The 19,220-nt window shown below is 30.4% G+C and carries 20 protein-coding genes; 10 read left to right on the forward strand and 10 right to left on the reverse strand.

Annotated features, from left to right (window positions below; all coding sequences use genetic code 11):
* Positions 1-9: 9 nt before the first annotated feature.
* Complete coding sequence (locus MHN29_RS17030) at positions 10-582, reverse strand: hypothetical protein (protein WP_235275882.1); 573 nt, start codon at positions 580-582, stop codon at positions 10-12.
* Between the two features lie 214 nt (positions 583-796).
* On the opposite strand from MHN29_RS17030, the gene MHN29_RS17035 reads away from it, so the two are divergent.
* A complete protein-coding gene (locus tag MHN29_RS17035; protein ID WP_235275883.1) occupies positions 797-3,235 on the forward strand; it encodes a TonB-dependent receptor domain-containing protein in 2,439 nt (812 codons plus the stop codon).
* A gap of 107 nt (positions 3,236-3,342) precedes the next feature.
* The gene (locus tag MHN29_RS17040; RefSeq protein WP_235275884.1) at positions 3,343-3,735 is read left to right on the forward strand and encodes a hypothetical protein; all 393 of its coding nucleotides are present in this window, start codon (positions 3,343-3,345) and stop codon (positions 3,733-3,735) included.
* Between the two features lie 52 nt (positions 3,736-3,787).
* Here MHN29_RS17040 and MHN29_RS17045 read toward each other — a convergent pair whose 3' ends face one another.
* Positions 3,788-3,961 carry a hypothetical protein gene (locus MHN29_RS17045; RefSeq protein ID WP_167850394.1) on the reverse strand — a complete coding sequence of 58 codons (174 nt, stop codon included), beginning with the start codon at positions 3,959-3,961 and terminating at the stop codon, positions 3,788-3,790.
* A gap of 146 nt (positions 3,962-4,107) precedes the next feature.
* Between MHN29_RS17045 and fumC the strand changes: the two genes are divergently transcribed.
* Complete coding sequence (gene fumC, locus MHN29_RS17050) at positions 4,108-5,508, forward strand: class II fumarate hydratase (protein WP_150901429.1); 1,401 nt, start codon at positions 4,108-4,110, stop codon at positions 5,506-5,508.
* 87 nt (positions 5,509-5,595) lie between these two features.
* The gene (locus MHN29_RS17055) at positions 5,596-6,069 is read left to right on the forward strand and encodes a nucleoside deaminase (protein WP_150901430.1); all 474 of its coding nucleotides are present in this window, start codon (positions 5,596-5,598) and stop codon (positions 6,067-6,069) included.
* Between the two features lie 41 nt (positions 6,070-6,110).
* On the opposite strand, the gene MHN29_RS17060 is transcribed toward MHN29_RS17055, so the two are convergent.
* From MHN29_RS17060 to MHN29_RS17095, 8 genes are all read right to left on the reverse strand, one after another.
* Positions 6,111-7,622 carry a hypothetical protein gene (locus MHN29_RS17060; RefSeq protein ID WP_235275885.1) on the reverse strand — a complete coding sequence of 504 codons (1,512 nt, stop codon included), beginning with the start codon at positions 7,620-7,622 and terminating at the stop codon, positions 6,111-6,113.
* 165 nt (positions 7,623-7,787) lie between these two features.
* Positions 7,788-8,627 carry a prolipoprotein diacylglyceryl transferase gene (gene lgt, locus MHN29_RS17065; RefSeq protein WP_235275886.1) on the reverse strand — a complete coding sequence of 280 codons (840 nt, stop codon included), beginning with the start codon at positions 8,625-8,627 and terminating at the stop codon, positions 7,788-7,790.
* 21 nt (positions 8,628-8,648) lie between these two features.
* The gene (gene yidD / locus MHN29_RS17070; protein WP_235275887.1) at positions 8,649-8,909 is read right to left on the reverse strand and encodes a membrane protein insertion efficiency factor YidD; all 261 of its coding nucleotides are present in this window, start codon (positions 8,907-8,909) and stop codon (positions 8,649-8,651) included.
* Position 8,910: 1 nt separating this feature from the next.
* The gene (locus tag MHN29_RS17075) at positions 8,911-9,426 is read right to left on the reverse strand and encodes a GNAT family N-acetyltransferase (RefSeq protein ID WP_235275888.1); all 516 of its coding nucleotides are present in this window, start codon (positions 9,424-9,426) and stop codon (positions 8,911-8,913) included.
* Positions 9,427-9,431: 5 nt separating this feature from the next.
* On the reverse strand, positions 9,432-10,913 hold the full coding sequence (gene cysS / locus MHN29_RS17080) for a cysteine--tRNA ligase (protein ID WP_235275889.1): 1,482 nt from the start codon (positions 10,911-10,913) through the stop codon (positions 9,432-9,434).
* A gap of 110 nt (positions 10,914-11,023) precedes the next feature.
* Positions 11,024-12,475, reverse strand: a complete 1,452-nt coding sequence (locus MHN29_RS17085; RefSeq protein WP_235275890.1) for a hypothetical protein — start codon at positions 12,473-12,475, stop codon at positions 11,024-11,026.
* Positions 12,456-13,034 carry a hypothetical protein gene (locus tag MHN29_RS17090; protein WP_235275891.1) on the reverse strand — a complete coding sequence of 193 codons (579 nt, stop codon included), beginning with the start codon at positions 13,032-13,034 and terminating at the stop codon, positions 12,456-12,458. The genes MHN29_RS17085 and MHN29_RS17090 overlap by 20 nt, the downstream gene beginning before the upstream one ends.
* Positions 13,027-13,581: an RNA polymerase sigma factor gene (locus MHN29_RS17095; RefSeq protein ID WP_235275892.1), complete on the reverse strand. Its 555-nt coding sequence runs from the start codon at positions 13,579-13,581 to the stop codon at positions 13,027-13,029. Before MHN29_RS17095 ends, MHN29_RS17090 begins: the two co-directional genes overlap by 8 nt.
* Before the next feature lie 99 nt (positions 13,582-13,680).
* Between MHN29_RS17095 and meaB the strand changes: the two genes are divergently transcribed.
* The 6 genes from meaB (at position 13,681) to MHN29_RS17125 (ending at position 19,213) form a co-directional block, all read left to right on the forward strand.
* Positions 13,681-14,757 (forward strand): methylmalonyl Co-A mutase-associated GTPase MeaB, encoded by a 1,077-nt coding sequence (gene meaB, locus MHN29_RS17100; RefSeq protein WP_235275893.1) that lies wholly within the window; start codon positions 13,681-13,683, stop codon positions 14,755-14,757.
* Entirely contained in the window at positions 14,754-15,101 is a 348-nt protein-coding gene (locus tag MHN29_RS17105) for a tRNA-binding protein (RefSeq protein ID WP_235275894.1), read from the forward strand. Before meaB ends, MHN29_RS17105 begins: the two co-directional genes overlap by 4 nt.
* Positions 15,102-15,113: 12 nt before the next feature.
* Positions 15,114-15,794, forward strand: a complete 681-nt coding sequence (locus MHN29_RS17110; protein ID WP_255689871.1) for an FISUMP domain-containing protein — start codon at positions 15,114-15,116, stop codon at positions 15,792-15,794.
* Between the two features lie 26 nt (positions 15,795-15,820).
* A complete protein-coding gene (locus MHN29_RS17115) occupies positions 15,821-16,306 on the forward strand; it encodes a hypothetical protein (protein ID WP_235275896.1) in 486 nt (161 codons plus the stop codon).
* 78 nt (positions 16,307-16,384) lie between these two features.
* Positions 16,385-18,700: a type IA DNA topoisomerase gene (locus MHN29_RS17120; protein WP_235275897.1), complete on the forward strand. Its 2,316-nt coding sequence runs from the start codon at positions 16,385-16,387 to the stop codon at positions 18,698-18,700.
* A gap of 129 nt (positions 18,701-18,829) precedes the next feature.
* Complete coding sequence (locus MHN29_RS17125; protein ID WP_235275898.1) at positions 18,830-19,213, forward strand: hypothetical protein; 384 nt, start codon at positions 18,830-18,832, stop codon at positions 19,211-19,213.
* Positions 19,214-19,220 lie beyond the last annotated feature (7 nt).

A 19,220-nucleotide genomic window follows, 5' to 3' on the forward strand; every position in this document is an offset into this window, starting at 1 on the left:
TTCTGTTTTTTAAGTCGTGAAAAGCTTCTTCTTAAACTCTTTACTTTTTACAATTTCTTTTATCATATCAACATAGCTTCCATCTGAAACGGCATTAGTATAAAAAATATATAATCTATTTTTATAAACATAATAACCGTGTGGCATTTTGATTTCATCAAATTTATAAGTGTACTTTGTTCCGTCTATAATTTCAATCTCGGAATAAACTCCAAGTTCTATTTTCTCTACTATTTTATTTATCTCTTCCTTGTCAAGAAAAATCCATTCTTTTACAAAAACTTTTGTTTTTCCTTTTATAGACGAAAATTGCAACTCTCTTAATAACTTACTATTAATAAAAGATGAGCGATAACGTTTTGTAAAATTTATAATTTCTTTATCATGAAAAGAACCTTCCTTTTCTAACACCAAATCATTCTTAATAGACTCTGTAAGTACCTCTATAAAATCTTTCTTTGAACCTTTTTCTTTATCGTTTATTTTTGATTCAACAGTTAATTTCTTTTCTTCCTTTTTTTCTAAAGAATTACAAGAAATAAAAAGTATTATAAGAATAAATGATTGTATAACAGTTTTCATATTCATAACCAATTTTCTTCTTTTATTACACTAACAGAAATTACTTTTTAAGTATTATAAAAAACAATTCCAATATACAACTCTAAAAATAGTAAAGTCCTTTTCAAAATATTAGTATCAAATCCCATTACTTTTTATTTAACATTCCTTTAACTAAATCCCTTTAAACCATTAAAGAACTTCGCAGTCTAATAGGTCTTAATTAAATACAAACATGAAATATTTCACTTACTTATTCTTATTATTTTCAATAAGTTTATTTGCCCAAGCTCCCAAAAAGAAAAGACCAAAAGTTTCTTTATCCGGAACTGTTATAGAAACGCAATCAAAGCAAGCGCTAGAATACGCTACTGTTGTACTTACCCATGTAAAAAGCAAACGAGTAACTGGAGGGATTACAGACCCTAAAGGAAATTTTGACATTCAAGTTCCAAAAGGTGAATATGCTATAAAAATTGAATTCATTGGATTTAAAACTAAAACACTTCCAAATCAAAAACTATCTCAAAACACCAATCTAGGAACTATAACTTTATCTGAAGATACTGAAACTTTAGAAGAAGTAGAAGTAATTGCAGAAAAATCTACAGTAGAAATTCGTTTAGATAAAAAGATTTATAACGTAGGTAAAGACATGACTGTTAAAGGAGGAAATGCCTCTGATGTTTTAGATAATGTTCCTTCTGTAAATGTAGATGCTGAAGGAGCTGTTAGTTTAAGAGGAAATGAAAATGTTCGTATTCTTATTGATGGAAAACCATCTGCTTTAGTTGGCTTAACTGGAACCGATGCTTTAAGAAATTTACCTGCTGAAGCTATTGAAAAAGTAGAAGTAATTACGGCTCCATCTGCTCGTTATGATGCTGAAGGTACTGCGGGAATTTTAAATATTATTCTTAGAAAAGGAAAAATTACAGGGTTTAATGGTTCTGTGAATCTTACCGTTGGTAACCCAGATCAATTTAGACTTTCTCCGAATCTTAACTATCGTACTAAAAAAATTAATTTATTTTCCAACATTGGATATTCTTATCGTAAAGGTCCTGGAAATTCTTATTCTAAATTCTCTTATTTAGGTGATGATAATATTATAGACAGTATACAAACTGAAGACAGAACTTTTGATAGAAAGAATAAAAATTTCAATGCTTCATTAGGTTTAGAATATTACCTAACCAAAAACAGCTCTATTACTGGTTCTTTCTTCTATAGAGACTCAAAAGGTGATGATGTAGCTACAAACAATATTGAACAGATAATGTTTAAAAATCCTGGAAAAATTTTACGTATTGAAGACGAAGATGAAAAAGGAACAGACAAACAATATTCTATAAATTATACCAACAATTTTGATGGTAAAGGACAAAAGTTAACAATCGATTTGCAATATGGTGAAAGCGATGAAACTGAGCTATCTCCTATTACATCGAATGGAATATTAATTGAAGACAACTCTCAAATAACCACATCAAAAGACAAACTTTTACAAATTGATTATGTTTTACCTATGGGAGAAAACAGTCAGTTTGAATTTGGTCATAAGACAACGTTACAAGATTTAAATTCTGATTTTAAAGTAAATATTTTAGATCCTACTAATAATTTTGATCCATCTAATGCTATTAACTTCAAACAAAACATTTATGCTTTTTATACTCAATTTGGTAGTAAAATAAACAAGTTTTCATACTTATTAGGTTTAAGAACTGAAATTACTGATATTGATTTGGATGTTATTACTACCAATCAAACATCTGATAAAAATTTTACTGAATGGTTTCCTACTGTAAACTTAGGATATGAACTTAACGACAATGAAAATATTACATTAGGCTATAGTAGAAGACTAAGAAGACCACGTCACTGGTTTTTAAATCCTTTTGAAAGTAGAAGTTCTCCTACTAATATATTTAGAGGAAATCCAGATTTAACTCCAACCTTTACCAGTTCTTATGATTTAGGCTATAATACAAAAATTAGTAAGTTCAATTTAGGTGCTTCTATTTACTATCAAAATTCAACAGATTTAATTAGACCTGTATCTATTGTAGAAGTAAGAAATGGTACAAATGTATTTGTTAGGCAGCCAGTAAACTTAAATGATGAGCAGCGTTATGGTTTTGAGTTTACTTCAAACTATTCTCCTGCTAAATGGGCTCGCTTCTCTGCTTCATTTAATTATTTTAAATTTAACACAGATGCTTTTACATATGTATATACAGCTTCCAACGGACAACAAGTAACAACCATTTTAGATGAAGTAAATGAAAGTAGTTGGTTTACACGTTTTAATTCGAGAATAACTTTACCTGCTAAAATTCAATGGCAAACACGTATTATGTATCGTGGACCAAGAGCTACTGCACAAACCGATAGAGATGGTGTATTTGTTACCAATTTATCTTTTAGTAAAGACATTTTTAAAGACAAAGCTTCTTTAGTTTTAAATGTAAGCGATTTATTCAATTCTCGTAAACGTCAAAGTACTACGTATTTTGGAAGTAGAGAAAACCCTAGTACTATTTCTGAAGGAGATTTTCAATGGAGAGAACGTCAAATATCATTGAGTTTTACATATAGATTCAATCAAAAGAAAAAAAGAGAACGACCACAAAGAAATTTTGATGGTGGTGGTGAAGAATTTGGTGGATAAAAAAAAGAGGAAACAATTAGTTTCCTCTTTTTTTAACAACACTTTATCATTCATTAAATAAACCCATAGCTATTCCAAAGGTCTAATTAAAAACTAAAGATTTATTTATGAAGAAAATCATTTTAACTAGTCTATTTGTTTTCTTAGTTCTTGCTAATGTTTTTTCACAACAACAAGAAAACCTAACAAAAAAAATTGACCAACAACTCGAAAAAGTTCAAGAGAAATTAAAACTAGATAATATTCAACTTTTAATGGTTAAAGAAGTGGTAGTAAAATACAGTCAACAAAAAAGAGCTTTGCACAACCAAGAAATGCCTAAAGAAGAAAAAAGGGTTCAAATTAGAGAGCTTAATTTAAAACAAGAAAAGGAACTAAGTCAATTTTTAAATGAAGAACAAATAATTGAATTCAGAAAAATAATGAAAGAACAATTAAAGAAAAAGAGAAAAGAGCGACCTAGAGGAAAAAGAAACGGAAATAGAAGAAATCAATTTTAAAACAAAAAGGTTCGCGTATTGCGAACCTTTTTGTTTATAGTATTTAGAAAGCTTACTTACCTTCAGCAGCCTTCTTAGCTTCTCTCTTTAATTTTAAATTCTCCCAGATAGTTCCACCAATCCAGTAAGGAACTACGAATGTTAATAAGAAAATTAACAACCAAAATCCAGTTGTAAAAATAAACATGAATAATACTAATCCTGAAAATTCTGAAAAATCTAACATTTGTTCCTATTAATAATTTGTTACGCGACAAAATTAAAACTATTTTTCTTTTCATCCAATAAAATCTGATAAAAATCATTACTAAAAACTATAAGAATTTGTAATTTTGGATTTCGTTAATTTAAAGCCTTTTAAATCATTTTATAATGACAAAATATAGAATCGAAAAAGATACCATGGGACAAGTAGAGGTTCCTGCTGATAAATATTGGGGAGCACAAACAGAACGTTCTCGTAATAATTTTAAAATTGGTCCTGCTGGATCTATGCCTTTAGAAGTTGTATACGGATTTGCATATCTTAAAAAAGCTGCTGCTTATACCAATGCTGAATTAGGTGTTTTAGCAGAAGAAAAACGTGATTTAATTGCGCAAGTTTGTGATGAAATTTTAGAAGGTAAGCACGATGATCAGTTTCCTTTAGTTATTTGGCAAACTGGTTCGGGTACTCAATCAAACATGAACTGTAACGAAGTTATTGCTAATAGAGCACACGAGATTGCAGGAAAAGTAATTGGTGAAGGTGAAAAAACTATTCAACCAAATGATGATGTAAACAAATCACAATCATCTAACGATACCTTCCCTACTGGAATGCACATTGCTGCATATAAGAAAATTGTAGAAACTACAATTCCAGGAGTTGAACAATTACGCGATACTTTACAAGCAAAATCTGAAGCTTTTAAAGATGTTGTAAAAATTGGTCGTACACACTTAATGGATGCTACTCCTTTAACTTTAGGACAAGAATTTTCTGGTTACGTTGCACAATTAAACTTTGGTTTAAAAGCCTTAAGAAATTCTTTAGAACACTTATCTCAATTAGCTTTAGGAGGTACTGCTGTAGGTACTGGATTAAATACTCCTGCTGGATATGATGTATTAGTAGCAAAATATATTGCTGAATTTACGGGATTACCATTTGTTACTGCAGAAAATAAATTTGAAGCTTTAGCTGCACATGATGCTTTAGTTGAAACTCACGGAGCTTTAAAACAATTAGCTGTTTCATTAAATAAAATTGCTAATGATATTCGTTTAATGGCTTCAGGACCTAGATCAGGAATTGGAGAAATTATTATTCCAGCAAATGAGCCTGGTTCTTCAATTATGCCTGGAAAAGTAAACCCAACACAAGCGGAAGCTATTACTATGGTATGTGCACAAGTTATGGGTAACGATGTTGCCGTAACTGTTGGTGGTACTCAAGGGCACTACGAGTTAAACGTATTTAAACCAATGATGGCTGCTAACGTATTACAATCTGCTCAATTAATTGGAGATGCTTGTGTATCTTTCGATGTTAACTGTGCTGCTGGTATTGAGCCTAATCATGGAAGAATTACTGAATTAGTAAACAACTCATTAATGTTAGTTACTGCTTTAAATACTAAAATAGGATATTATAAAGCGGCTGAAATAGCAAATACAGCACATGCTAATGGTACTACTTTAAAAGAAGAAGCTATTAATTTAGGATATGTAACTGCCGAGCAATATGACGAATGGGTAAAACCAGAAGACATGACTGGAAGTTTAAAATAAAACTGTATTTTTGTACAAAACTTAAAAGCTGCAATTTTTGCGGCTTTTTTTAGCGAAAAGAATTAACCATATTAAAAGATAATGAAGATGAACAAACACGAAGAATATATGAGTGAAGCTGTAAAAGCAGCTTTACGTGGAATGCAAAATAACGAAGGTGGACCTTTTGGTTGTATCGTTGTAAAAGATGGTGAAATTGTTGGACGTGGAAATAACAAAGTTACTTCTACTAACGATCCTACTGCACATGCAGAAGTTACGGCTATTAGAGATGCTTGTAAAAACTTAGGTTCTTTCCAGTTAGACGGATGTATAGTATACACTTCTTGTGAGCCTTGCCCAATGTGCTTAGGTGCTATTTACTGGGCTAGACCTGACAAAGTATATTACGGAAGTAATCAAGTAGATGCTGCTAATATTGGTTTTGATGACGAGTTTATTTACAAAGAAATTCCATTACCATACGAAAAAAGAAGTATTCCTTTTGAGCAAATTGGACGTGACATTGCTTTAGAGCCATTCCAAAAATGGACTGAAAAGCAAGACAAAATAGAATATTAAAAAAATCCCTTGTAATATGTACAAGGGATTTTTTTTAGTTTTTATTCTAATTGAAATCTGATAAACTCCTCTACTTCTTGTTTCGCTTTCATTGCTTCCACTTCATTAAATGTTTTTCCTTCTGCTCGTTTTATGTAAGCGTCAAAAATATGACTCATATAAATAGGCGAACTATTTTTAGTATAGCTCACTGCATTATGACAACTAAAGCAATTCGCTAAATTCCCTACATTAACTTCCGACAGTTTATCTTGAAAAGTTTGAGTGAATGTTTCCATAGTAACATTTGCACAATTTAACGATCCTCTAGCGAAAGCTCCAGGATAAGCACTAGATACTTCTCCTCTTAATCCAACTAATATTTGTGCTTGTTGTTCTGGCGTAAATCCATCAGTATCTATCCAAATAGAACCATTGTAAAAATAGTTTTTCCAAGGTCCTTTTTCTTTTTCTAAATGCCCTTTTACACAAGCATTAATATCTCTGATGTTTTCAAAGTTTAAAGGCTCTTCTTGACTCGTATTCTTCATAAATGCTCCCGTGCTATCTCTTGGAACTCCATATTGAAATAAATCAAAAGCCTTACTTTTTAAAACAGGTTGTTTTGTTAATGTATCCCAAGTTATACCTGCTATACCAGAGGTTTCTCCTTTTTCAAATAACAATTTCTCTGTTGAAGAACTTGCTTTATCTTCTCCTCTGTCATAATTTGGAGCCATATCTGTATGTTCAAAAGTTGCCCAAATAAACTCTGGATGATTTTCTACAACTCCTACAACATGCATTCCTAATAACGCTACTTCTGTATTAACATAATCTACTCCGTTTTCACTAATTCCAGCTACTGTTGTATAATAATCGTCTATTTTATCTTCTGGAATTGCTGATTTAGCTACCCAAGAAACTTTTAATTCTAATGAACCGACTGGAAAAGACGATAAATTATCTTTCGATAATGTCCCGTTTAAAATAGAATCTTTAAACTTAGTTGCAGCTTTTTTAAATATTGGACTTACATGAATTGAATAGTAAACCGTTTCTGCTTTATTATTCTTTTTATTATATGCTGGATTAGTTTTTAATATTCCTGAAGATCCAGCTTGTTTAGTATCACTCAACATCACTGCAACTCCATTCTGTAGTGGAACATCATCTAAATGTGAAGTTACCTGATGCATTCTTTGAGGATTTAAGAATAAAGGTAATTTTTTAGTAATGACTATTGGATCTGGTTCTCCTCTGATTATTATAGGAATTAAATCTACCTCAATAGTTGGTTTTGTTAACCATAAAAACTTTTGCCAAGACCATTGATGAAAAATTCTATTTGTAGTACTAGATACATCAAAAGGACTTCCTTTTCCTTCTTCTGGTGGAGGTGTTTGTTCATGAGGAAACCAATCGCTCATACACAAACTCGCATTTGACTTCTCGTTATAAGCTATTTTGTCCTTCTCTTTCTTTAACTCTTTTTCTTCTTTTTTACATGAAGTAAAAATAATAGCACTCAAAATGAGTACTGCTATTAAATTTTGTTTTAATAGTAATTTCATAATTGGTTAGTTTTTGTTAATTACTAACAAATTATTGAATTTTGACACAGCGTCTTAAAAAAATGTCATGAAACCCTGATTTTACGTTGTGAAAAAAGAAATATTAGGATTTAGAAAATAATCTAACGAAAAAGCCAGTCAAAAATGACTGGCCTTAATTTTATTTTATACTTCTGTTTTAGTTGTTTTTCTAAACATTAACCAAAACCCTATCAGTATTAGTGGAATACTTAATACCTGTCCTGTATTTAAAGAATTCAATACCCAATTTTCTCTTCCTTCTACTTGTGGTTTCTTTAAAAACTCTATAAAGAACCTCAACGACCATAACACAACCATGAATAACCCAAATAAGAAACCTGATTGATTCTTTTTATCTGTTTTCCAATAGAAGTACCAAAGCGCAAAAAACAGTCCTAAATAACTAAATGCTTCATATAATTGAGTTGGGTGACACGGTACAGTTTCACCTGCTCTTTTAAAAATAACTCCATAGCTACTTCCAGTTGGCTTTCCATAAATTTCTGAATTAAAGAAGTTTCCTAATCTAATAAAGAAACCAGATAAAGCTACCATAATTCCTAATCTATCTAAAATAAATAACCAAGGTTTATGTAAATGTTTCTTAGCATAAAAGTACATAGCAATTGGAATACCTATTGCTGCTCCATGACTAGCAAACCCAGTAAATCCAGTAAATTCCCATGAACCATCTGCTAATTTTTTAATAGGTAAAATTATTTCTATTAAATGATTTTGATAATAATCCCAACTGTAAAAGAAAACATCTCCCAAACGCATTCCTATTAACATAGAAACGAATACATACATAAATAACGGATCTAGTTTTTCTACTGGAACATTATCATTGATGTAAATTTTCTTCATAAAACGAAGTCCTAATACAAATGCTGCTACAAACATTAAGCTATACCAGCGTATTCCTAAACTTCCAATTTTTATGATTTCAGGATCTAAATCCCATACTATTGATAAAAAATTCATTTATATAATTTTAATTTGTCTTTATTGCTCATTAGAACAACAACTATTATTCTTCCTTTTTTCTGGAACAGGATCATAACCACTTCCTCCCCATGGGTGACAACTAAAAATTCTTTTTAATGCCAACCAACCTCCATAAAACAATCCATGCTTTTGTAAAGCTTGTATTGTATAACTTGAACATGTTGGAGAATACCTACATGTTGCTGGTGTAAATGGTGAAATTGCAGTTTGATAAAATCGAACCAACATTATAAACGGATATGTTAAAATCTTTTTCAACTTACTGCCAATCCTTTTTTAATAATTCATATCGTCTATCCGTACAATTATCTTTTTCATTATGAAATTCCTTAACTGGTTTTAAAAACTTATTCAACACTTTATTAGATGGAATATTTTCCACCCAAACATCTGCTGTTATTTTTTCAAACTTTAATGATAAAAAAGAATGATTAATCATTTCTTTAGTAATTTCTGTGGCATAACCTTTACCCCAAAAATCTTTTCTAAAACGATATCCTAACTCTCTCTCCTCTTCATCATTTGTAAGAAAACCTGCTAAACCTATTAATTCATTTTTATTTTTTTCAAAAACTCCCAAAAGACTAATCTCATTCCCTTCTATATCTCCATCAAAAGAAAGTGCTATTTGAAATTTCATTTCAACATTTTCTTCCGAAGGCTTTTCTTGAGGAATTGCGCTTATTATTTCATCAGCAGTTAAAAGTTCTATAAATTCATCTCTATGAATTTCTTCAATTTTTTTAACTACTAGTCTTTCAGTTTGAAAAACCATAACTCTTAATTAATTGTAAAAGTTGTTCCTTCTCTTCCGTCTTTTAATTGAACACCTAAAGCCAATAACTCATCACGAATCTGGTCAGATAATGCCCAATCTTTATTTTCTCTTGCCTCTTTACGTAACTTAATTAATAATTCTACAGTACCATCTAATGTCTTGGTATCTTGCTGATTTGTTTCTGAAACTAATCCTAAAACATCAAAACAAAAAGCATTTAATGTATTTTTTAATTCTTCTAAATCATCAGAAGAAATAGTTGCTTTTTTATCTTTTAATAAGTTTATAAATTTAACAGCATCAAATAAATGCGCTATTAAAATTGGAGTATTAAAATCGTCATTCATGGCATCATAACATTTCTGTTTCCATGCCTTTACATCAATCTCAGAAGTTACTTTATCTGCATTAATCCCTTTTAAGTTCTTAATAGCTTCCATTAACTTATTAAACCCTTTTTCTGAAGCTAACATTGCTTCTCCAGAGAAATCTAAAATACTTCTATAATGCGCTTGCATAATAAAAAACCTTACTACTCCAGCACTAAAAGCTTTAGGAAGAATATCATTCTCACCTGTTAAAATAGCTTCTGGCAAAATATAATTCCCAGATGACTTAGCCATTTTTTGACTATTTAATAACAGCATATTTGCATGCATCCAATAATTAACTGGCTGTACACCTGAACATGCATGTGATTGAGCTATTTCACACTCATGATGCGGAAACTTTAAATCCATTCCTCCACCATGAATATCTATTTGTTCTCCCAAATATTTTGAACTCATCACTGAACATTCTAAATGCCAACCTGGAAAACCATCGCTCCATGGCGAAGGCCATCTCATTATATGACGTTCATCTGCTTTTTTCCAAAGTGCAAAATCTTGTGGATTTTTCTTATCTGATTGCCCGTCTAATGCTCTTGTATTGTGAATTGCATCTTCAACAGTTCTTCCTGATAAAATTCCATAATGACTTGTTTCATTATATTTTAAAACATCAAAATACACAGATCCATTTACTTCGTAAGCTAATCCTTTATCCATGATTTCTTTAATCATTTCTATTTGCTCTACGATATGACCTGTTGCTGTTGGCTCTATGCTTGGAGGTAAAAAGTTATAAAGTGCAGTTACCTTATGAAAGTCTACCGTATAACGTTGTACGACCTCCATAGGTTCAATCTCTTCTAAACGTGCTTTTTTCGCAATTTTATCTTCTCCCACATCTGCATCACTTTCTAAATGACCTGCATCGGTAATATTACGAACGTAGCGAACTTTAAACCCTAAATGTAACAGATAACGAAACACCATGTCAAAAGACATAAATGTTCTTACGTTTCCTAAATGTACATTGCTGTATACGGTTGGACCACATACATACATTCCTACACGTCCTTCGGTTACTGGTTTAAAAAGCTCTTTAGATTTTGTTAAAGAGTTATATATTTTTAGTTGATTTTCTTCGTATAATTTCATAGAAATAGTGACTATTAACAGATGCTAAAGATAGTCACTTTATGAAGAATAATGAAAAAGAATTTGTTAGCAATTTTATAAAAATTTAAAGTAATTGTTTTTACTATAAATTATTGTTTTTTTAAGGTTAATTGACTGTATTTACCTTTAACTTCTAGAGTTTTATTTTTTGAAGTAATTATAAAATCACCATTAAATTTTAAATCACCATTTTTTAAAGTTCTCATATTATCGCTAACATCAAATTTTAGTTCTCCTTGCATATCTAATACATTTATCCCTGCACTTGAATAATTTAAATACACTTTAAAATTGTTATGATTAGAATGTATTTTCTTGATTGTTAACTCTCCAAATTTGTTAATCAACTCTACATTATCATAAATGTTATCTACTATTACTCCAGATGAATTTGTATCTAAAGTTGTATTAGCAACCGATGCTACATGAGCATCGGTTACATTATTTAAGAACAACGTACAGGCGTTTAATGAATTTATAGTTACTGGAGAATAAGATACATTTAACTTTCCTCCATTTAATACATCTGCCTTGAAAGTACCATAACTTACTTTTCCTGAAGCTTTCGTTTTTGGTAACTTGACTTTACAATGACGTGTATTTAAATCGAAAGTAGCATTCTTTGGCACTTTGATAACGATTTTTTTAGTCACTTTTATTTTTTTTCCATTTATCGTAAAATCATTTCCTTCTGTTGAATACGAATAACTATAACTCGATGGGTTTTTACCCATTTTTTTAAGCAATTTATTTCTTTTAGATTCAATTACCATTAATCTTAAATCTCTTTCTCTTTTTCTAGCTTTTTCTTTTAATTCTTTTTTTCTTACTAATGCTTCTTTTTTTGCTTTCAGAAGTTCTCTTTTTCTTTCTCTATTTAATCGATTACTTTCTTCTTTTAATTTCTTTTTAAGCTTTTTATACTTTTTACTTTTCTTAAACTTTTCCCACTCTTTTTTAGACTTTATAGTAATATCATTAGCACCATCTTGCCATGAGAAAAAATAACTACCTCCATCTTTTGCATACTTGTCAAAATCGAAGTCTTCTAACGCCTTACCAAAAGTAATTTCTTCAAAGTTAATTTCTGGAATTACTACATCTGGAATTTCTATATTGTCTACTTCTGGAATTATGATAATATCGTCGTCATTATCATTATGAAGTTCATATATCTTTGGAAAATTATTTCCAGAAGAATTAAAGTATACAATATTATCATTTCCTATGGAATGAAATCTATTCTTATTAGCACTAATTTGTACCTTACTTTTATTTCCTAGAGCTTCAAATCCCCAATTTTTTAAATACTTTTCAGCTTCTTTTTTCTCAAGCCCTTCTACTTCTATAACAGCTTCTACTGAAACTTCATTCTTGTTCCATGTAGCTACATCTATCTCTGCATTTGAAGCATTAATATTTACAACTACATCTTTATTAGTATTGAAATTTTCGCTAAATTTCTTATTGTATTTCTGTGCAGACACTGCCGTAGTAAACAGTAAAACTAAAGCACTTATTTTAAATCGTTTGAATGTCATTTTGAGTTGGATTTTTAAATTCTTTTAATTGTTTTTGCATACGTTTTAACAGCTGTAAACGCAATTGCAGATTTCCAATCAATGCATTGATAGTATCATCGTTAACTCCTTTTTTATTGAGCTCTTCGGTTAACGACTTATATTCTTTAGTTAATTCACCTATTTTAGCAATATAACCATCAAATAATTCTTTATTATCTTCAGTTAATTCTAACTGACTTAATTCATAATTTATCGTATTTACGTAATATGTTTCTAAGGTCTTTAACTCTGGCGAAACATTCCCTAAACTAATTTGATTATCTATAGAATTTGACTTTTCAACAATAGTAGGTTCAACTATTTCACCTCCAGTAGCGGGATAAAATTTAATTCCTAAACCTAAAAGTACAACTATAGATGCTGCAACATATAGCCATTGATACGACTTTTTCTTTGATGGTTTCTCGTGCAATTCTTCCATCAATTTTTGTTGAAAACGCAATCTATGATTTGCTGACAATTCAGTTCGTTTCTCAACATCTTCTTTTAATATTTCTCTAATATCTTTTTTAGACATGATGTACTGCTTTTAATTGTTCTTGTACTTTTTTCTTACCTCTTAACAAGTGTGTTCTGGAGGTTACTTCTGAAATTCCTAATATTTGTGAAATTTCTCTATGATCGTAACCTTCTAACAAGAACAAGGTTAATACAACTCTATACTTTTCTTTTAACTTTTCTATACAATTTACTATTTGTTGATATGATATTGTAGCTGCCACATTCCAATCCTCATTATCATCATCTATCATTGTGGTTACTTCATCATTAATAGAAATCAACTCTACTTTCTTTTTCTTCAACCAATCTATACTCTGATTAATTACTATTTTTTTTAACCAAGCTCCAAAAGCGACTTCCTCTTTATAATGTTGAATATTTTTAAACGCTTTTATAAATGCCTCTTGCATTACATCTTCAGCTACATAAGCATCTTTTACATAACGATTTGCAATTGTAAGCATAGCTTCGCAATACAAATCATACAATTGCATTTGTGCTTTTGCATCATTGTTTTTACATGCATCTATTACCGATTGATGTAGCTGTTTAGTTGGTTTCATTTTTGATTTCTTATACTAAAGACGATACTTTTTTTCTAGTGTTGCATTTTTGCTAAATTTTATTTCTAAATTTACATTATTATTTCGTTTTCACTTGATATGACTGACAAAAACAAATCTGCTCTTTCTGAAAAAGATGGTGTTTCTCAACCAGAAACAACCAGTAAATCTTCTGCTGAAAAAATAAAATTAAGCAGAAAAAAAAGAACTACAACTCAAGAATTCGTAAATCATATTTTAGCGGGTAATATTCCTTTTTTAAGTAGAGCAATTACTTTAGTTGAAAGCACAAATAATAAACATCAAAAACAAGCTAACGAAATTTTAGAAGCTTGTTTACCTCATGCCAATAAATCGGTTAGAATAGGTATTACTGGTGTACCTGGAGTTGGTAAGAGTACTTTTATTGAAGCTTTAGGAAAATACCTTACTTCTTTAGGAAAAAAAGTAGCCGTTTTAGCTGTTGACCCTAGTAGTTCTATTAACAAAGGAAGTATTTTAGGAGATAAAACTCGAATGGAACAATTAGTTACTGATAAAAATGCTTTTATCAGACCTTCTCCTTCTGGTACTTCTCTAGGTGGAGTAGCTCAAAAAACTCGTGAGAGTATTATTTTATGTGAAGCCGCTGGATTTGACACCATTATTATTGAAACCGTTGGGGTTGGTCAATCTGAAACTGCGGTACACTCAATGACAGATTTTTTCTTACTCTTAAAACTTGCTGGTGCAGGTGATGAACTGCAAGGTATTAAACGTGGAATTATTGAAATGGCTGATGCTATTGTAATTAACAAAGCTGATAGTGGTAATGAGAAAAACGCTAAGATTGCTAAAGTAGAGTTTAATAGAGCGTTACACTTATACCCTCCTAAAGATAGCGGATGGCAACCTAAAGTTTTACTAGCTAGTGCGCTTCACAACAAAGGAGTTGACAATGTATATCAAATGATTAATGAATATATAAGTACTGCAATAGAAAGTAATTACTTTGACTCGAAACGAAATGCTCAAAACAGGTATTGGTTATTGGAAACCATAAACCAGCAATTAAAAGATAATTTCTACAACAATTCTGCTATTAAAGAATTATTAAATAATGAGCTTATCAAATTAGAAAGTGGAAAAACAACTCCTTTTGCTGCCGCAAATAGACTACTAAATAAACAACTATGAAAGAAATAACTAACACTTTAACTTGGGATGATTTTGCTAAAGTTGAAATGCGAATCGGTACAATTATCAGTGCTGAAGAATTTAAAGAAGTAAAAAATCCTGCTTATAAAATGCAAATTGATTTTGGAGAATTTGGTGTTAAAAAAACCTCTGCACAAATCACTAAGTTATACACTCCAGAGGAGTTAATAGGAAATCAAATTATTGCCGTTGTTAACTTTCCTAAAAAGCAAATTGCAAATATGATGAGTGAGTGTTTAGTTTTGGGAGGTATTGGTGACAACAAAGAAGTTACTCTTATTGCTCCTGAAAGAAATATTAAAAACGGAACTAGAATTGGGTAATTTTTTAATTGTATGTTTAAAAACAACTCTTCTCTAAATTATTATCTGTTTGTTATCCTTCTACTTTTCTTTAATTGCACAAACAAAAAACAAAAAGCTAACAATTCACCAAAACAACAAGTTCTAAAAAGCCAAGATAATCTGACAGATTCAAGAGATGGTGAGACTTACAAAACTGTTCGAATTGCAAACAAAATATGGATGGCAGAAAATTTACGTTACAACTCTTCTGGTTCTATCATAAACCCTAACAATCCTTCTAGAGCTTATGGTCGATTATATAACTTAAATTCTTTAAAAGATGCTTGTCCAAAAGGCTGGCATATTCCTTCTGATAAAGAATGGGACGAATTAGAAATAGCTCACGGAATGCCCTCTTCTTTTATTAGCAAAGGTGGTTGGCGTGGTGAACATGCTATACACATGAGAAGCGTAGAGCATTGGAATAATGAATCTAATAACACCAACAAACTTAAATTCAATGTACTTCCTGCTGGTTATTTTGACACTGGAAAAACAGGGCTTCCAAAAGGTTTTGAAGGTTTAGGATTTGCAGCAGCATTTTGGTCTTCAACCGAAAATAATATAGCTACTGCTCGATTTATGTTTAGCGGAAAAACTTTTGTCAATAAATGGGAAGACAAAAACAATAATACCAAGATGGCTTTATCTTGTCGATGTGTTAAAGATTAATTATTTTTAGCAAAAAAAACATAGCTATGAAACAATATTATTTAAACAATAATGAACTAATTTTAAAAGTAAAAAAATCTCCTTTTTTCATAAGGTTGATTATGTTTTTATTTTCTTTTCTTTTCTTTCTAGCCCCAATAATAGGATTATTCTTCTCCTTTTATCTAAAACAAAAATTTCATTTTGGTTTCTTAATAGGAATAGGAATATTTGGATTACTTGGATTCTACATGCTAAGAATTTCTCTATGGAATACTTATGGAGTTGAAAAAATTACATTCAATAAAAATTCTGTAACTTACTTAGCAGATTATAAATGGTTTAAAGATGGGTTAGAAACAAAAGAAATAGATCCAATATTTTTTTCAATAGTTCCTATAGGATATGAAGAAGACAATACGGGAGTATTAAAAATTGGCTTAGGTAGTTACACTATTGAATGTTCTACTAAAATGTCTATTATCGAAATAGAAGAATTAATTAAAGAATTAGATGTAAAACTTGACTTATAATACATTCTTTTTTATCTCTTTTATTTCCTTTCTGCATTCATAAATATTTTATTAATTTCGAATTTCTAAACTATATTAATGAAAGTTTGTATCGCCGAAAAGCCAAGTGTAGCCCGTGAAATTGCTAATATCTTAGGAGCCAATACCAAACGAGATGGATATTTCGAAGGTAATGGCTATGCGGTTACTTATACATTCGGTCATTTATGTACACTTTTAGAACCTAAAGACTACAAACCTCACTGGAAAAGCTGGGATTTAAATAATTTACCCATGCTTCCAGATAAATTTGACACTAAAGTAACGGAAGATTCTGGTATTCAAAAACAGTTTAATATTGTTAAAGGATTATTTGAAAGAGCTGATGTAGTTATCAACTGTGGGGATGCTGGACAAGAAGGAGAATTAATTCAAAGATGGGTTATTAATCAAGCTGGTTATACAGGTGAAATTCAACGATTATGGATTTCTTCCTTAACTGAAGAAGCTATTAAAGAAGGCTTTGAAAACCTAAAAAGTAACGACGATTATAACAATTTATATTACGCAGGTTTTTCCCGTGCTATAGGTGATTGGTTACTGGGGTTAAATGCTACTCGATTATATACCGTAAAGTTTGGTGGTTACAAACAAGTGCTTTCCATAGGTAGAGTACAAACTCCTACCCTAGCCATGTTGGTTAATCGATTTAAGGAAATTCAGAATTTTAAACCTCAACCTTATTGGGAACTTCAAACCTTATATAGAAACACGCTTTTTAGCTGTGAAGAAGGTCGTTTTTTAAAAAAAGAAGATGGTGAAGCTTTTGCTAACAAGGTAAAAGAAGCTGATTTTGAAATAACATCTGTAATCAAAAAGAAAGGAAAAGAATATGCTCCTAAGTTATTTGACTTAACTGGATTACAAGTATATTGTAATAATAAATTTGGTTTCTCTGCTGATGAAACTTTAAAAATAGTTCAAAAATTATATGAAATGAAAGTAGTTACCTACCCTAGAGTAGATACTACGTTCTTACCAAATGATATTTACCCTAAAGTTCCTAATATTTTAAAAGGGCTAAAGCAATTTGCAAGTTTAACACAACCTTTATTAGGAAAGAAAATTCGTAAATCGACCAAAGTATTTAACGATAAAAAAGTTACAGATCACCATGCTATCATTCCTACAGGAATAGAAATCAATTTACAGTATAATCAACAACAGGTGTATGATATAATTGCTCGTAGATTTATTGCTGTTTTTTATCCTGATAGTGATATTGCAAAAACTGAAGTAAAAGGAGAAGCTGACAAAGTTCCTTTTAGAACTTCTGGAAAAGAAATTTTGACCAAAGGTTGGCGTGAAGTTTTTGAATTTGGTATAGATACTAAGAAAAATGAAGAGAAAGATGTGTTACCTACTTTTGAAAAAGGTGAAAAAGGTCCACACGAACCCTCTTTCTTAGAAAAAGAGACCAAACCACCTCGAAATTATACAGAAGCAAGTTTATTACGAGCTATGGAAACAGCTGGTAAACAAGTGGATGATGAAGAAATGCGTGACTTAATGAAAGAAAATGGAATTGGTCGCCCGTCTACTCGCGCTAGTATTATCGAAACATTATTCAGACGAAAATACATAGAACGTCAAAAGAAGTTAATTATTCCAACCCAAACAGGTATAGATTTGATTAATTTGATTGATAATGAATTATTAAAATCTGCTGAATTAACAGGACTTTGGGAAAAACGTTTAAAAGAAATTGAACGTGGTGAATACAATGCTTCTCACTTTATAAAAGAGATGAAGCGAATGGTAGATACTTTAGTATATGAAGTACGATCAAGTAAAAAAACTGCTCGTTTATCTGCTGAAACCACAGTTAAGACTGCAACTACAAAACCGAAAAAAACTTCTAAAAAGAAAGAAGTTACCGGAAAAGAATGTCCAAAGTGTAAAAAAGGTCAATTACTAAAAGGAAAATCAGCTTTTGGATGCTCTAATTATAAAAACGGATGTGATTTTGTTTTAGCCTTCCAGTTTTTAGGTAAAAAGATTTCTGAAACTCAACTTATTCGTTTAATTGACAAAGGTTGTACTACTAATTTAAAAGGTTTTAAACAAGGCGATGAAAAAGTTGAAGGCTTGGTTCGTTTTGATGATGATTTTAAATTAAAATTAGAACCAAAAAAAGGAGCTTCATCTCCTAAACAAACTTCTCAAAACGATAGTGATAAAATTACATGTCCGAAGTGTAAAAAAGGCACTGTTTTAAAAGGTAAATCGGCTTACGGTTGTTCTGAATATAAAAACGGTTGTGGCTTTGTTTTTACTTTCGATAACATCAAAAAAATGGCTAATGGACAACCATTAACCAAAGAATTAGTTTTAAAAATTATTTCTTCAAACTAATTTCGTTTTTATAATACTTTATTATTCTATCATTTGTTTCTAGTTTTTTTTATTTAAACACTAAATAAAACAACTTAGGTTTATCTTTATAATACAATTTTGATTAATTTTAACTCAAACAAATTACCTATGAAAAGTATCATTATAAAGGATGAAAATCTTAGTGGAAATATACTTAATGAAATAACTCTTAAGTTTAATAACGAATATATATCAGCACTTGAACTTATAAGAGAAAGAATTAAAACTGAGATAGAGCGTTATAAAAAAGATGTTAACTCTTATAAAAATGGTTTAGTACTACCTACAAATCTTGAAGCTCGTTTAAATAAAAAATCGCTACCAGATATAGATTTAGAAAAACAATTATATATCGCTTTAGACTCCTTTCAAAAAAATGGTTTCTTCATTTTAGTAGATGACGAACAAATTGAAAGTATAGAGCAAAAAATATTGGTTGACGAGACCACATCAGTATCTTTTATAAAATTAACTCCTCTTGTTGGAGGATAAAATTCAT

Source organism: Tenacibaculum sp. Cn5-46, assembly GCF_022347705.1.
In the GTDB taxonomy this organism is placed as follows: domain Bacteria; phylum Bacteroidota; class Bacteroidia; order Flavobacteriales; family Flavobacteriaceae; genus Polaribacter; species Polaribacter aiptasiae.

Bases quoted from the DNA above. Each gene is read 5' to 3' on its own strand.
- MHN29_RS17030 (WP_235275882.1), bottom strand. From the start codon at position 582: ATGAAAACTGTTATACAATCATTTATTCTTATAATACTTTTTATTTCT.
- MHN29_RS17035 (WP_235275883.1), top strand. From the start codon at position 797: ATGAAATATTTCACTTACTTATTCTTATTATTTTCAATAAGTTTATTT.
- MHN29_RS17040 (WP_235275884.1), top strand. From the start codon at position 3,343: ATGAAGAAAATCATTTTAACTAGTCTATTTGTTTTCTTAGTTCTTGCT.
- MHN29_RS17045 (WP_167850394.1), bottom strand. From the start codon at position 3,961: ATGTTAGATTTTTCAGAATTTTCAGGATTAGTATTATTCATGTTTATT.
- fumC (WP_150901429.1), top strand. From the start codon at position 4,108: ATGACAAAATATAGAATCGAAAAAGATACCATGGGACAAGTAGAGGTT.
- MHN29_RS17055 (WP_150901430.1), top strand. From the start codon at position 5,596: ATGAACAAACACGAAGAATATATGAGTGAAGCTGTAAAAGCAGCTTTA.
- MHN29_RS17060 (WP_235275885.1), bottom strand. From the start codon at position 7,622: ATGAAATTACTATTAAAACAAAATTTAATAGCAGTACTCATTTTGAGT.
- lgt (WP_235275886.1), bottom strand. From the start codon at position 8,627: ATGAATTTTTTATCAATAGTATGGGATTTAGATCCTGAAATCATAAAA.
- MHN29_RS17075 (WP_235275888.1), bottom strand. From the start codon at position 9,426: ATGGTTTTTCAAACTGAAAGACTAGTAGTTAAAAAAATTGAAGAAATT.
- cysS (WP_235275889.1), bottom strand. From the start codon at position 10,913: ATGAAATTATACGAAGAAAATCAACTAAAAATATATAACTCTTTAACA.
- MHN29_RS17085 (WP_235275890.1), bottom strand. From the start codon at position 12,475: ATGACATTCAAACGATTTAAAATAAGTGCTTTAGTTTTACTGTTTACT.
- MHN29_RS17090 (WP_235275891.1), bottom strand. From the start codon at position 13,034: ATGTCTAAAAAAGATATTAGAGAAATATTAAAAGAAGATGTTGAGAAA.
- MHN29_RS17095 (WP_235275892.1), bottom strand. From the start codon at position 13,581: ATGAAACCAACTAAACAGCTACATCAATCGGTAATAGATGCATGTAAA.
- meaB (WP_235275893.1), top strand. From the start codon at position 13,681: ATGACTGACAAAAACAAATCTGCTCTTTCTGAAAAAGATGGTGTTTCT.
- MHN29_RS17105 (WP_235275894.1), top strand. From the start codon at position 14,754: ATGAAAGAAATAACTAACACTTTAACTTGGGATGATTTTGCTAAAGTT.
- MHN29_RS17110 (WP_255689871.1), top strand. From the start codon at position 15,114: ATGTTTAAAAACAACTCTTCTCTAAATTATTATCTGTTTGTTATCCTT.
- MHN29_RS17115 (WP_235275896.1), top strand. From the start codon at position 15,821: ATGAAACAATATTATTTAAACAATAATGAACTAATTTTAAAAGTAAAA.
- MHN29_RS17120 (WP_235275897.1), top strand. From the start codon at position 16,385: ATGAAAGTTTGTATCGCCGAAAAGCCAAGTGTAGCCCGTGAAATTGCT.
- MHN29_RS17125 (WP_235275898.1), top strand. From the start codon at position 18,830: ATGAAAAGTATCATTATAAAGGATGAAAATCTTAGTGGAAATATACTT.